Origin of the sequence: Streptomyces abyssomicinicus (assembly GCF_008974245.1) — a bacterium.
Taxonomy (GTDB): Bacteria; Actinomycetota; Actinomycetes; order Streptomycetales; family Streptomycetaceae; genus Streptomyces; species Streptomyces abyssomicinicus.
Window position 1 is genome coordinate 1 of record NZ_BBZI01000014.1, and the last position, 14,229, is coordinate 14,229.

The 14,229-nt window shown below is 71.2% G+C and carries 5 protein-coding genes and 1 tRNA gene; 5 read left to right on the forward strand and 1 reads right to left on the reverse strand.

The genetic code is table 11. The annotated features are described in order from the left end of the window. The first annotated feature begins 193 nt into the window (after window positions 1-193). Window positions 194-266: transfer RNA gene (locus tag GBN72_RS30570), tRNA-Thr, on the forward strand. 79 nt (window positions 267-345) lie between these two features. On the opposite strand, the gene GBN72_RS30575 is transcribed toward GBN72_RS30570, so the two are convergent. Then, window positions 346-3,096 (reverse strand): SpoIIE family protein phosphatase, encoded by a 2,751-nt coding sequence (locus tag GBN72_RS30575; protein WP_151775222.1) that lies wholly within the window; start codon window positions 3,094-3,096, stop codon window positions 346-348. A gap of 347 nt (window positions 3,097-3,443) precedes the next feature. On the opposite strand from GBN72_RS30575, the gene GBN72_RS30580 reads away from it, so the two are divergent. From GBN72_RS30580 to GBN72_RS30595, 4 genes are all read left to right on the forward strand, one after another. After that, window positions 3,444-8,927 (forward strand): HAMP domain-containing protein, encoded by a 5,484-nt coding sequence (locus GBN72_RS30580; RefSeq protein ID WP_151775223.1) that lies wholly within the window; start codon window positions 3,444-3,446, stop codon window positions 8,925-8,927. A 300-nt stretch (window positions 8,928-9,227) separates the two neighbouring features. After that, window positions 9,228-9,920, forward strand: a complete 693-nt coding sequence (locus tag GBN72_RS30585; protein WP_151775224.1) for a response regulator — start codon at window positions 9,228-9,230, stop codon at window positions 9,918-9,920. 157 nt (window positions 9,921-10,077) lie between these two features. Beyond that, window positions 10,078-12,879, forward strand: a complete 2,802-nt coding sequence (locus GBN72_RS30590; RefSeq protein ID WP_246213015.1) for a DNA translocase FtsK — start codon at window positions 10,078-10,080, stop codon at window positions 12,877-12,879. A 456-nt stretch (window positions 12,880-13,335) separates the two neighbouring features. Continuing rightward, complete coding sequence (locus GBN72_RS30595; protein WP_151775226.1) at window positions 13,336-14,169, forward strand: helix-turn-helix domain-containing protein; 834 nt, start codon at window positions 13,336-13,338, stop codon at window positions 14,167-14,169. Window positions 14,170-14,229: the final 60 nt, after the last annotated feature.

A 14,229-nucleotide genomic window follows, 5' to 3' on the forward strand; every position in this document is an offset into this window, starting at 1 on the left:
GCTGTACGGCAGCCACGCAGATGCTGCCGGCCTTCCTGCGTGGTGTGCCCGGAAAGTGGGGTCATTGGCGGTGATTTCGGGCGCGGGTGATCGGTTCGGTCGTCCTCCGGCCCGTACATCCGGAGTTGGAATCCGTGCAGGTCGTGGGTTAGTATTCATGTGTCGCCGCGAGGGAAACCTCAAAAACGACAAGGCCCCTATAGCTCAGTCGGTAGAGCGTCTCCATGGTAAGGAGAAGGTCAACGGTTCGATTCCGTTTGGGGGCTCAGCCAAAAAGAGGCCCCGCCCATTCGGGCGGGGCCTCTTTCGTATGCCGTGCCGATCGCCGTGGTCCGGCTCCCGGCGTCAGTCCGCCTGGAGGCCCGGTACCCGCATCGCCAGGATGGCCATGTCGTCCGACGGCGGTTCCGAGGCGAAGCGCTCCACGGCCCGCAGGACGCGCGCCGCGACCGCTCCGGCGGTCAGGCCGGTGCAGGTGGTGAGGACGTCCGCCAGGCCGTCGTCGCCCAGCATGCGCATCCCCTCGCGACGTTCGGTGATGCCGTCGGTGACGCACAGCAGGACGTCGCCCGGGTCGAGGACGCGGGTCTCCTCGTAGAGCTCCAGGTCGTCCATCACGCCGAGCAGCGGCTGCGGCTCCGCCGCGGGCTCCACCGTGCCGTCCTGGCGTAGGCGCAGGGGGAGCGGATGGCCGGCGCAGACCACCTTCAGCAGTGCGCTGCCGTCCTCCTGCGGCCAGAGCTCGCCGTAGAGGAGAGTGAGGAAGCGGCTGCGTTCGCCCTCGTCGAGGATCGCGGAGTTGAGGCGCTGGAGCACCGCGGGGCCGCTGAGGCCCTCACGGGCCAGCAGGCGCAGCGCATGCCGGGCGAGGCCGGTGACGGCAGCGGCGTTGGGGCCGGTGCCGCACACGTCGCCGATGGCGAAGCCGTAGGCGCCGTCCCGGATGGGGAAGAGGTCGTAGAAGTCGCCGCCGACCTCGTTGCCCTCGCCGGCCGCCTGGTAGATGACCTCCACCTCGACGCCGTCGATCCTGGGGAGCTCCGGGGGGAGCAAGCTGCGCTGGAGGGACTGGCTGATGGCCATGCGCTCCGAGTACAGGCGCGCGTTGTCCAGCGCCAGGGCGGCCCGGCGGCTCAGGTCCTCGGCGAGTTCCAGGGACTCCTGACGGAAGTGCTCGTCGGTCGGCTTGCCCAGTGTGAGCATGCCGATGACGCGGTTGCGGGCCACCAGCGGCAGGACGACGGTCTCGCCGCCCACCGCCGACGCGGTGGCGAGCGTGGGACCGATGCCGGAGGAGACGGTGGTCGGTTCGCCCAGGCCGAGACTGCGCATGGAGCTGCGCAGGGCCGCCTCGTGGGCGGCCTCGAACGGGGCCGTCCAGACGCGGGCGCCCGGAGTCGGGACCGGGTCCGGCGGGGAGATCTTGGAAAGCAGGGCCTTGAGGCCGTCGATGCGGTCCTCGTCCTCGTGCAGGACGTACGACAGGTACGGCTCGGAGGACGGGTCGTTGATCGTGTACACGGCGCACCAGGTGGCCAGAGTGGGCACGGTCATCTGGGCCATCAGGGCCAGCGTCTGGTCGCGGTCCAGGGTGCCCGCCAGCAGGTCGGAGGCCTCGACGAGGAAGCTCAGCGAGCCACGGCGGAGCCGCTCGAGCTCGCCCAGACGGGCGGACTCGACGGCGAGCGCGATCCGGTCGGCCGCGAACTGCAGACGCAGGGCCTCCTCGTTCGAGTAACGGCCGGGAGACTCCGCGGCGACGCCGAGGGAGCCCGTGAGGCGGCCCTCGACCTTGAGGGGGACCGTGACCACGGAGCGCATCCCGGTGCCGTTGAGCAGCGGGATGGCGCCCGGGGCGGCGGCCAGGTCGTCGTGGACGGCGGGCATCCGGGCCGAGCCGTAGCGGCCGGGACCGGCCTCGACGGGGACCCGGGCGAAACGCTGGCGGGCCGAGGGCAGGCCGGTCGACGCGCGGACCTCCAGCTCCGTCTCGTCGTCGGTGGCCAGCAGCAGGAAGGCGGCGTCGGCATCCAGCATGTCGCGGGCGCGCTCGACGGTGCGTTGGAGGAGGCCGTCCAGGTCGTCGGGGGCGGGGGAGCCGATGAAGACCTCGAAGGGGTCGGCGTCCCGGCCGTCGTGGCCGCCGGTGTCGCCGGTGGCGCCCCGGGCGGGGCTCTGCAGGACGGCGCGTTCCTCGTTGCGGACCAGCAGGCACACCGTGGAGGGCTCGCCCTGCGGGTCGCGGACGCGCAGATGGGAGGCGTACACGGGGACCACGCGGCCGGCGGCGTCGCGGATGCCGTAGCTGCCCTCCCAGCGGGAGAGCTGGAGGGCCTCGGCGATGCCGGTGCTGGTGCCCGGGGTGTGCGGCCAGGCCGCGAGGTCGGTGAGCGGTTTGCCGGTCACGGAGGCGGCCCGGTAGCCGAAGAGGTCCTCTGCGTCCTCGTTCCACGAGGTCACCGTGCCGTCGCGGTCGATCTGGACGACGGCCACCCTGACCCGGCCGTCGGCGGCCGGCAGCATCTCGACCGGGAGCGCCGGGCCCGCGGAGCGGGTGCCGACGGCGCGGTCGGGGAGGTCGAGCTGGAACCAGACCTGCTTGCGGGTCGTCGTGTAGTCGACGCCCCAGCGGGTGGCGAGAGCCGCGCAGAGCTGGAGCCCGCGGCCGCCCTCCTGGTCGGGGTTGGTCATGGTCAGCGCGGCGGACTGCAGGGGCAGCTCGCGCTCCGGGTAATGGTCGGCGACCTCGATGCGGACGCCCTCGCCGCTGCGCAGGCAGACGACATCGGCGGCGGTGCCAGCGTGGACGACGGCGTTGGTGACCAGCTCGCTGGTGAGGACCACGGCGTCGTCGATGATGTCGGCGAATCCCCAGCCCTGGAGGGTGTCGCGGACGAAGGAGCGGGCGGTCGCGACGGAACGCCCCACAGGCTCGAAGCTGGCGGCCGCCCGCGCGGTGATCACAGAACTCCTCGTGCGCTCTGGGGCGTGTGGATCCGGCCGGTCGTCCCGCGCCTGCCCCTGCTGAGCGGGAAACGCGTCTGCCGGCCCGGGGTGCTCCGGGGGCTGCTCCCCCGAGATCAGTCCGGTCGTCATGTTCTCCGAGGCCGCCCCTCCGATGCCCGCACCATGGTCTCACCACCGTCCGGACCGGACGGGACCGCGCTCGGCCGGACAGCGTTCTGCAAGGTTACTTACCTTCGAGGTCCGTGCGGATGCCGGTTGACGCCGATTCCGTCCGCAGGGTGTGCGGACGGTGTGCGGGCTTGCCGAACTGTTATGGCCTGGTTCGGACGAGGTGAAACACTGGGCAGGCTTGCACTGGGCAGGCTTGACGGTAACGCCCCCGACGCGTGGTTGCGGACGGGCGGGCGGAGCGAGCGCGGCCCCGGTCACGGGCACGCGAGCGGCAGAGGTTGGTCGATCCCTGCGGGAGGGACACAGTGGAGTCTGGCGCGGCGACGCGGGGTACGAGGACGCGTGCGAAGGGCGGAGGCACCACCCAGGTGGACACGGCCGCGCTGAACAGGCTGCTGTCCGGTCTGGTGGCGATGCGCGACGGGAACTTCCGCAAGCGGCTGACGGTGTCCGGCGACGACGTGATGTCGGAGATCGCCGCCGTCTTCAACCAGGTCGCGGACCGGAACCTGCACCTGACCGGTGAGCTGGCCCGGGTGCGGCGGATGGTCGGGCGTGAGGGAAAACTCACCGAAAGGCTCGAGACCGGCGCCTGCGAGGGGTCGTGGGCAGCCGCGATCGACGCGTCGAACGCGCTGGTCGACGACCTGGTGCGGCCGGTGTCCGAGGTGGGACGGGTGCTGTCCGCGGTGGCGGAGGGTGATCTGTCGCCGCGGATGGAGCTGCGGACCCGGGGCGCCGACGGCAGCGGGCATCCGCTGCGGGGCGAGTTCCTGAAGGTCGCGCGGACCGTGAACAACCTGGTCGACCAGCTCTCGCGGTTCACCGACGAGGTCACCAGGGTGGCCAGCGAGGTGGGTACCGAGGGCAAGCTGGGCGGGCAGGCCCAGGTGCGCGGTATGTCCGGTTCCTGGAAGGACCTGACGGAGTCCGTCAACACGATGGCGCACCGGCTCACCCTTCAGGTGAGGGACATCGCGCTCGTGACGACCGCCGTCGCCAACGGTGACCTCTCCCGCAAGGTCACCGTGCACGTCGAGGGCGAGATGCTCGAGCTGAAGAACACGGTCAACACGATGGTGGACCAGCTTTCGGCGTTCGCCGCCGAGGTGACCCGGGTGGCCCGTGAGGTGGGCACCGAGGGGGAGCTGGGCGGGCAGGCGCAGGTGCCGGGCGTGGCCGGCGTGTGGAAGGACCTGACCGACTCCGTCAACCTGATGGCGGGCAACCTCACCGCCCAGGTGCGCGGGATCGCCGAGGTGACCACGGCGGTCGCCAACGGCGATCTGTCGCGGAAGGTGACGGTGAGTGCGCGCGGCGAGGTGGCGCAGCTCGCCGACACGATCAACCAGATGACCGAGACGCTGCGGATCTTCGCCGACGAGGTCACCCGGGTCGCCAACGAGGTCGGCGCCGAGGGGCGGCTGGGCGGCCAGGCGAACGTCCCGGGCGCGGCCGGTACCTGGAAGGACCTCACCGATTCGGTGAACACGGTCTTCCGGAACCTGACGACGCAGGTGCGAGACATCGCCGCGGTGACGACGGCGGTGGCCAACGGCGACCTGTCGCAGAAGGTCACGGTGGACGTGGCCGGCGAGATGCTGGAGCTGAAGAACACCGTCAACGGGATGGTGGACCAGCTGTCGGCGTTCGGCGCCGAGGTGACCCGGGTGGCGCGTGAGGTCGGCGTCGAGGGTGAGCTGGGCGGTCAGGCGCAGGTGCCCGGGGCGGCCGGCACCTGGAAGGACCTGACGGACTCCGTCAACACGGCGTTCCGCAACCTCACCGGTCAGGTGAGGAACATCGCGCAGGTGACGACGGCGGTGGCCAACGGCGACCTGTCGCAGAAGGTCACCGTGGACGTCTCCGGCGAGATGCTCCAGCTGAAGAACACCGTGAACCGGATGGTGGACCAGCTGTCGTCGTTCGCCGACCAGGTGACGCGGATGGCGCGGGACGTGGGGACGGAGGGACGCCTCGGCGGTCAGGCCCGGGTGGACGGGGTGTCGGGCACCTGGAAGGAGCTCACCGACTCCGTCAACAGCATGGCCGGCAACCTCACCTCGCAGGTGCGCAACATCGCGCAGGTCACCACGGCGGTGGCGCGCGGTGACCTGTCGCAGAAGATCGACGTGGACGCGCGGGGCGAGATCCTCGAGCTGAAGAACACCATCAACACGATGGTCGACCAGCTCTCCGCCTTCGCCGACCAGGTGACGCGGGTGGCCCGTGAGGTGGGCACCGAGGGCCGCCTCGGCGGTCAGGCGCAGGTGCCCGGCGTGGCCGGCGTGTGGCGTGACCTGACGGACTCGGTGAACGGCATGGCCGGGAACCTGACGGCGCAGGTGCGCAACATCGCGCAGGTCGCGACGGCGGTGGCGCGCGGTGACCTGTCGCAGAAGATCGACGTGGACGCGCGGGGCGAGATCCTCGAGCTGAAGAACACCCTCAACACGATGGTGGACCAGCTGTCGAACTTCGCCGAGCAGGTGACGCGGGTGGCCCGCGAGGTGGGCACCGAGGGCATCCTCGGCGGTCAGGCGGAGGTGCAGGGGGTCTCCGGCACCTGGAAGGACCTGACCCAGTCGGTGAACTTCATGGCGAACAACCTCACCATCCAGGTGCGGAACATCGCCGAGGTCACCACGGCGGTCGCCAAGGGCGACCTGTCGAAGAAGATCACCGTCGACGCCAAGGGCGAGATCCTCGAGCTGGTGACCACCGTCAACACGATGGTCGACCAGCTGTCCTCGTTCGCCGAGCAGGTGACGCGGGTGGCCCGTGAGGTGGGCACCGAGGGCATCCTGGGCGGTCAGGCGCACGTGCCGGGCGTCACCGGCATCTGGAAGGACCTGAGCGACAACGTCAACCTGATGGCGAAGAACCTCACCACCCAGGTGCGGAACATCTCGCAGGTCGCCTCCGCGGTCGCCAACGGCGACCTGACCCGGCAGGTCACCATCGAGGCGCGCGGCGAGGTCGCGCAGCTCGGCGACACCATCAACATCATGGTGAAGACGCTGTCCTCGTTCGCCGAGCAGGTCACCAAGGTGGCCCGCGAGGTGGGCACGGACGGCATCCTGGGCGGTCAGGCGCACGTGCCCGGTGTGGCCGGCACCTGGAAGGACCTCACCGAGTCGGTGAACCAGATGGCGTCCAACCTGACCGGTCAGGTGCGCAACATCGCGATGGTGACGACGGCCATCGCCAAGGGTGATCTCACCAAGAAGATCGACATCGACGCGCGGGGCGAGATCCTGGAGCTGAAGACGACCATCAACACGATGGTCGACCAGCTCTCCTCGTTCGCCGAGGAGGTCACCCGGGTGGCCCGCGAGGTGGGCACCGAGGGCCGGCTCGGCGGTCAGGCGCGGGTGCGCGACGTGGACGGCACCTGGCGCGACCTGACCGAGTCGGTGAACGAGATGGCCGGGAACCTGACCCGTCAGGTGCGCGCCATCGCCCGGGTAGCCACCGCGGTGACCCGCGGCGACCTCAACCTGAAGATCGACGTCGACTCCTCGGGCGAGATCCAGGAGCTGCAGGACAACATCAACAAGATGATCGCCAACCTGCGCGACACCACGATCGCCAACAAGGAGCAGGACTGGCTGAAGGGCAACCTGGCCCGGATCTCGGCCCTCATGCAGGGCCGCCGGGACCTCGACGACGTGGCGTCGCTGGTGATGAGCGAGCTGACGCCGGTGGTGTCCGCGCAGCACGGGGCGTTCTTCCTGGCGATCCCGCCGGGTGACTCCCAGGAGGTCGGGGCCGTCGACGGCGACGCCTACGAGCTGCGGATGTTCGGCAGCTACGGCTACTCGATGGGCTCCATGCCGACGTCGTTCCGGCCCGGTGAGGGCTTGGTGGGCACGGCCGCGCAGGAGAAGCGCGCGATCCTGGTCGAGAACGCGCCCAGCGGCTACCTGAAGATCGCCTCCGGTCTCGGCGAGGCGCCGCCCGCACAGGTGATCGTGCTGCCGCTGCTCTTCGAGGGCACGGTGCTCGGGGTGATCGAGCTGGCCTCCTTCACACCGTTCACGCAGATCCAGAAGGACTTCCTCAACCAGATCGCCGAGATGATCGCGACCAGCGTCAACACCATCTCGGTGAACAGCAAGACCGAGGTGCTGCTGAAGCAGTCGCAGAAGCTGACCGAGCAACTGCGGGACCGATCCGCAGAGTTGGAGCAGCGGCAGCTGGCGCTCCAGGCGTCCAACGCCGAACTGGAGGAGAAGGCCGAGCTGCTGGCGCGGCAGAACCGCGACATCGAGGTGAAGAACACCGAGATCGAGGACGCGCGGCAGGTCCTGGAGGAGCGTGCCGAGCAACTCGCCGTCTCCATGCGGTACAAGAGCGAGTTCCTCGCCAACATGTCGCACGAGCTGCGCACTCCGCTGAACTCGCTGCTGATCCTGGCGAAGCTGCTCGCGGACAACGCGGACGGCAACCTCTCGCCCAAGCAGGTGGAGTTCGCCGAGACCATCCACGGAGCGGGCTCCGACCTGCTCCAGCTGATCAACGACATCCTGGACCTGTCGAAGGTCGAGGCGGGCAAGATGGACGTCTCGCCGACGCGGATCGCGCTGGTGCAGCTGGTGGACTACGTGGAGGCGACGTTCCGGCCGCTGACCGCGGAGAAGGGCCTGGACTTCTCGGTGCGGGTCTCGCCGGAGCTGCCGGCGACGCTGCACACCGACGAGCAGCGGCTGCTGCAGGTGCTGCGCAACCTGCTGTCCAACGCGGTGAAGTTCACCGACAGCGGGGCCGTGGAACTGGTGATCCGGCAGGCGGGCGCGGACGTGCCGTCGGCCATCCGGGAGCAGCTGCTGGAGTCGGGCGCGCTGCGCGAGCCGGACGCGGAGATGATCGCGTTCTCGGTGACCGACACGGGCATCGGTATCGCGGCCAGCAAGATGCGGGTCATCTTCGAGGCGTTCAAGCAGGCGGACGGCACCACCAGCCGCAAGTACGGCGGTACGGGGCTGGGGCTGTCGATCTCGCGGGAGATCGCCCGGCTGCTCGGCGGCGAGATCCACGCCCAGTCCGAGCCGGGCCGCGGTTCCACCTTCACGCTCTACCTGCCGCTGCACCCGAACGAGGCACCGGCGCAGGGGGCGGGCGAGAACGAGGCGCTGGAGGGGCCGGAGGCGCGGGCCGCGCTGCCCGCGGGCGGGGAGACACCGGCCGAGGTCAACTCCTACCGGGAGACACAGAACGGGCCCGCGGCGCTCTTCCGGCGCCGCCGCCGCGAGGAGCACCCGCCCGCGCCGCGCGCCGAGCAGCCGCCCGGCAGGGCCGGCGGACAGGCGCAGGATCAGGGGCCGGCTCAGGGGCAGGGCCAGGGCCGGGCCGGCGGCGAGGCGGAGCAGCTCCCGGCCCCCTCCGCGGGGCAGCGCAAGGGTGTCCGGTTCCACGGGGAGAAGGTGCTGATCGTCGACGACGACATCCGCAACGTCTTCGCCCTCACCAGCGTCCTGGAGCAACACGGGGTGGCCGTGCTGTACGCGGAGAACGGTCGCGAGGGCATCGAGGTCCTGGAGCAGCACGAGGATGTGACGATCGTTCTGATGGACATCATGATGCCCGAGATGGACGGTTACGCCACGACCACGGCGATCCGGCGGATGCCCCAGTTCGCGGGGCTGCCGATCATCGCGCTGACCGCGAAGGCGATGAAGGGGGACCGGGACAAGGCGATCGAGTCGGGCGCCTCCGACTACGTCACCAAGCCGGTCGACCCGGACCACCTGCTCGCGGTGATGGAGGACTGGATGGGCCGCAAGTGATCCGCGTCCGGGGGTGAGAAACGCGCCATCCGGGGTATGCGAACGTGCAGGGTGGCCGAGATCCGGCGGTACCCGGTGGGCGAAAGGTCCCACCGGGAACCATTTGGTCCCGCGCCACGTTTCCGCTGCATGCACAGTGACATCGCGGTGACAGGGTGTGGTGGCACCCGGGGTGCGGCTACGATGACCGGCACAAGGACGGACGGCGCAAGGAAGCCGTCATCACGGGCGGCGTCCCAGGAGGCCGCCCCGAGTCCTGTCAACAGGGGCGGCCCCAAGCCGGGGCGAGGAGGACGGGCCATGGTGCAGAAGGCCAAGATCCTCCTGGTCGATGACCGGCCGGAGAATCTGCTGGCGCTGGAGGCCATCCTCTCCGCGCTCGATCAGACGCTGGTCCGGGCATCGTCCGGGGAGGAAGCGCTCAAGGCGCTGCTGACGGACGACTTCGCGGTCATCCTGCTCGACGTCCAGATGCCGGGCATGGACGGCTTCGAGACCGCCGCGCACATCAAGCGGCGGGAGCGGACCCGGGACATCCCGATCATCTTCCTCACGGCCATCAACCACGGGCCGCACCACACCTTCCGCGGGTACGCGGCCGGTGCGGTGGACTACATCTCCAAGCCGTTCGACCCGTGGGTGCTGCGGGCGAAGGTCTCGGTCTTCGTGGACCTGTACATGAAGAACTGCCAGCTCAAGGAGCAGGCCGCGCTGTTGCGGCTCCAGTTGGAGGGCAGTGACCGGTCCGTGGGTGACGTCCCCCAGGAGGGGACGGCCGGCTCCGGGCTGCTGGCCGAGCTGTCCGCGAGGCTGGCGGCCGTCGAGGAGCAGGCCGAGGCGCTCTCCAAGCAGTTGACCGACGACGCGGCGGACGCCGCCGCGGTCGCCACGGCGGCCCACCTGGAGCGCAAGCTGAACGGGCTGCGCCGCGCGCTGGACGCGCTGGAGCCGGGCACCGGTCCGGCCGCGCCGAGGCTGCCCCAGCAGAGCTGAACGCCCGAAGCTTTCGCGTGCGGTGAGGGGGCGTCAGTACCGTCCAGCCGACGTCCGGCCCGCTCCCGGCCCGCTCCCCTGCGACACGATGCGACACGAACGGGTGAAGCATCGCGCAGGCGTGTCCACAGGCGCCTCCCCCGGTAACCTCACTCTCATGGCCTCACGACCCTCCGCAGCCAAGAAGCCGCCCGCTCCCGCGAAGGCGTCCTCGGCTGCGAAGGCACCGAGGGCCCCGCGGCCCGCCAAGGCCGCGAAACCGGCGGCCAAGAAGGCGCCGGCGAAGAAGGCGCCGGCCAGGAAGGCCGCCGCCAAGCCCGCGCCCAAGCCCGCGCCCAGCCCCACCAACGGCGTGTACCGGCTGGTGCGCGCCCTGTGGCTGGGTGTCGCCCACGCCGTCGGCGCGGTACTGCGGGGGATAGGGACCGGAGCGAAGAACCTCGACCCCGCCCACCGCAAGGACGGCATCGCCCTGCTGCTGATCGCGCTCTCCCTGATCGTGGCGGCCGGCACCTGGGCCGACCTGCGGGGGCCGGTGGGCGAGCTGGTGGAGATCCTGGTCACCGGCGCCTTCGGCCGCCTCGACCTGCTGGTGCCGATCCTGCTGGCCGTGGTGGCCGCCCGGTTCGTGCGCCATCCCGAGCAGCCGGAGGCCAACGGACGCATCGTCATCGGCCTGTCCGCACTGGCGATCGGCGTGCTCGGCCAGGTCCACATCGCCTGCGGCTCGCCGGCCCGCAGCGGCGGCATGCAGGCCATACGCGACGCGGGCGGACTCATCGGCTGGGCGGCCGCCACCCCGCTGATCTACGCGACCGGCGCCGCGCTGGCCGTCGCGCTCCTGCTGCTGCTCACCGTCTTCGGCCTGCTGGTGGTCACCGCGACCCCGGTCAACGCCATCCCGCAGCGCCTGCGCGCCCTCGGCGTCCGGCTGGGTCTGGTGCGCCCGCCGGCGGTGGACGAGGGCTTCACCGGGGGCACGACGCCGGGCGAGGACGACGAGCGGTACGAGGAACAGTGGCGGGAGTCGCTGCCGCCCACCCGGCGCAGGCGCTCGCTTCCGGCGGCCGAGAACGAGATCGACGAGGCCGAGGCGGCCGGCCTGGACGCGCCACCCACCGGCAAGGTCCGTGCCCGGCGCGGCGGAAGCCGCCGGCCCGACCCGAACCGTCCGATGGACGCCGTGGACGTCGCCGCACAGGCGGCCGCCGCCCTCGACGGGGCGATCCTGCACGGCCTGCCCCCGTCGCCGCTGGTCGCCGGACTCACCCAGGGCGTCACCGAGCGCGGCGGGCGCGAGGAGGACACCGAGCGGTCCGAGCCGTCCGTGCCCACCGCGCGGCCGCGGCCCGGGAACCCGCCGGCCGCCGCGCCCGAGGAGCCCGCGACGGCCGCCGGGACCGTCCCCGACCTCACCAAGGCGCCGCCCGCCCGCGAGCGCGAGCTGCCGCCGCGCGCCGAGCAGTTGCAGCTCTCCGGCGACATCACCTACGCCTTGCCCGCGCTCGACCTGCTGCACCGCGGTGGCCCCGGCAAGTCCCGCACCGCCGCCAACGACGCCGTCGCCGCCGCACTGGGCAACGTCTTCAAGGAGTTCAAGGTCGACGCCGCGGTCACCGGCTTCACGCGCGGCCCGACGGTCACCCGGTACGAGGTGGAGCTGGGTCCCGCGGTCAAGGTCGAGCGGATCACCGCGCTCACCAAGAACATCGCCTACTCGGTGGCCAGCCCGGACGTGCGGATCATCAGCCCCATCCCCGGCAAGTCCGCCGTCGGCATCGAGATCCCCAACACCGACCGCGAGATGGTCAACGTCGGGGACGTGCTGCGCCTGGCGGACTCCGCCGAGGACGACCACCCCATGCTGGTGGCGCTGGGCAAGGACGTCGAGGGTGGCTACGTGATGGCCAACCTGGCGCAGATGCCGCACATCCTGGTGGCCGGCGCGACCGGCTCCGGCAAGTCGTCCTGCATCAACTGCCTGATCACCTCGATCATGATGCGGGCCACGCCGGAGGACGTCCGCATGGTGCTGGTCGACCCCAAGCGGGTCGAGCTCACGGCCTACGAGGGCATCCCGCACCTGATCACGCCGATCATCACCAACCCGAAGCGGGCCGCCGAGGCGCTGCAGTGGGTGGTGCGCGAGATGGACCTGCGCTACGACGACCTCGCGGCCTTCGGCTACCGGCACATCGACGACTTCAACGAGGCCGTGCGCAGCGGCAAGCTGCAGACCCCGCCCGGCAGCGAGCGTGAACTGCGCCCCTACCCCTACCTGCTGGTGATCGTCGATGAGCTCGCCGACCTGATGATGGTCGCCCCGCGCGACGTCGAGGACGCCATCGTCCGCATCACCCAGCTCGCCCGCGCGGCCGGCATCCACCTGGTGCTCGCCACGCAGCGGCCATCGGTGGACGTGGTCACCGGCCTGATCAAGGCGAACGTGCCGTCCCGGCTCGCCTTCGCGACGTCCTCGCTGGCCGACAGCCGGGTCATCCTCGACCAGCCCGGCGCGGAGAAGCTGATCGGCAAGGGCGACGGCCTGTTCCTGCCGATGGGCGCCAACAAGCCCGTCCGCATGCAGGGCGCGTTCGTCGCCGAGGACGAGATCCACGCCGTCGTCGACCACTGCAAGGCGCAGATGACGCCGGTCTTCCGGGACGACGTCGTGGTGGGCACCCAGCAGAAGAAGGAGATCGACGAGGAGATCGGCGACGACCTCGACCTGCTCTGCCAGGCGGCCGAACTCGTCGTCACCACCCAGTTCGGCTCCACCTCGATGCTCCAGCGCAAGCTGCGCGTCGGCTTCGCGAAGGCCGGCCGCCTGATGGACCTGATGGAGTCCCGTCAGATCGTCGGCCCGAGCGAGGGGTCCAAGGCGCGCGACGTCCTGGTCAAGGCCGACGAACTCGGTGAGGCGCTCGCCAGGATCCGCGGCGAGGCTCCCGGCGGGTAGCCGCCGGTCGCGGGTGCGGCACGGCGTACGGGCGCGGACGCGGAACCCGCGCCGCCGGCCGGCTGCGGACGCGCCCGGCTGAGGAAGAAGCGCCCGGCTGCGGACGCGCCCGGTGGCGGGCGTGGCCCGGGAGGGCGCCGGGGTGACCGAGCCGCAGAACTGTGCGGTGACCGAGCGCCCTTCGGGTGGTTTGGCGAGAGCCGGACGTGGAAGGGGAGCGGCGTGGGGGATCATCAAGGCGGACGTCCCGCCGGCCCCGTCCGGCAGGCCGGTTCACCGTGATCCTCCCGTAACGGAAGCAGGGCAACCGTTCCCCGCCCTCGCACGTCGAACCGGGCACAGGCGGGTGCCCACCCGGCGGCCTACAAACCGCCGTCGCCCGCTTGCCCCACCCTTTCGCACCCCCCCTAGACTGAACCTCCAGCACAGGTGGCCACACCCTCGAAAGGCGCCCCCGTGTCCCTCGGCAACCCCTCCGAAGAAGAGCGTCCGTTCCAGGACGACCTCGACAAGGACCGTGAAGACCTTCCGCCGATCGGCCACGCCCTCCAGCGTGCCCGCACGGCGGCCGGGCTGTCGGTCGACGACGTCAGCAACGCCACCCGGGTGCGCGTCGCCATCGTGCAGGCCATCGAGGAGGACGACTTCGGCCCGTGCGGCGGTGACGTCTACGCCCGTGGCCACATCCGGACCCTTGCGCGCGCGGTCGGCCTGGACCCGGCCCCGTTGATCGCGTCCTACGACAAGAGGCACGGCGGGCGCCCGGCGCCCACCCTCGCCGCGCCCCTCTTCGAGGCGGAACGCATCCGCCCCGAGCGCCGCGGTCCGAACTGGACCGCGGCCATGGTCACCGCCATCGTCGCCGTGATCGGCTTCGTCGGCTTCACCGCCTTCGGCGGGGACAGCGACGGGACCGACCGCGCCCAGGTCGCCGAGGGCCCCGAGCCCAGCGTCTCGGTGACCCAGAAGCCCACCGAGAAGCCCGCCGCGCCCGAGCCCACCGAGAGTGCCATCGCCGCCGCGCCGCGCGACAAGGTCGAGGTGACGGTGAGCGCCCCCGACGGGCGCAGCTGGATCTCCGCCAAGGACCACAACGGGCGCGTCCTGTGGGACGGCGTCCTCGAGGAGGGAGACTCCCGCACCTTCCAGGACGACACCCGCGTCGACCTGGTCCTCGGCAACGCCGGCGCCCTCGAGCTGCACGTCAACGGCGAGAAGATCGAGGACGACTTCCAGAACGGCCAGGTGGAACGCCTGTCGTACACCAAGGGCGACCCGGCCGCCGGCTAGGGCCGCCGTACAGGGGGACCGAGGGTGCGCGCACACGGGGTTGGCCCGGCCGGGCCAACC